Source organism: Vibrio sp. D173a (assembly GCF_030248475.1).
Genome location: NZ_JAHGAH010000285.1, coordinates 1 through 696, shown reverse-complemented (window position 1 = coordinate 696; position 696 = coordinate 1). Strand labels below are relative to the sequence as shown.

Sequence of the window (696 nt, the reverse complement as noted above, 5' to 3'; positions counted from 1 at the left end):
GTTACATCTAGGTATGAAAACTCTCCTCGCAAATTACAAAGAGAGGAAGGCTTTCATATTTTGAAGAACACGTTCAGCAGTGTCTTTGTCTTCCATTTCCGCGAAAATGCGCAGTAACGGTTCTGTTCCTGAGAAGCGAGCGATCACCCAACCACCATTTTTGAAGTAGACTTTTGCGCCATCTTCATAGCTAACTTTTTCTATCTCATAGTCAAATTCAGGCAGTTGCTTCTCTACGTATATCTTGGTGTAGAGTGCTTCTTTTTCTGACGGTTTGAAGGTGCAGTCACCTTCCGCGGTATAAGCGTATCCATACTTTGAATAGATCTCGTCGAGCAGTTCAGAGAGCTTCTTGCCTGTCACGCTGATCATCTCAACCAGCAGGCTAGATGCGAACACGCCATCTTTACCCTTGATGTGCCCTCGAATGGTTAAACCGCCGGAGCTTTCACCACCAATTAACGAGTCGTCGGCTTCCATTTGCGAGCTGATATGCTTAAAGCCTACTGGAACCTCAAAGCTCTTTTCGCCATGATCAGCAGCGACTTTATCGAGTAGATGCGTGGTTGCGATATTACGAACAACAGAACCTTTCCAGCCTTTGTATTCCAGCAAGTAGTAGTAAAGTAGAAGCAGCACTTCGTTTGGGTGAATGAAGTTGCCTTTCTCATCGATAATACCTAAACGGTCTGCATC

The 696-nt window shown here is 45.0% G+C and carries 1 pseudogene; it reads right to left on the bottom strand.

Going from position 1 to position 696, the window contains the following annotated elements:
• Nucleotides 1–33: 33 nt before the first annotated feature.
• Nucleotides 34–696: pseudogene (locus KIV40_RS24285) on the bottom strand (phosphoglucomutase/phosphomannomutase family protein); the annotation flags it as partial.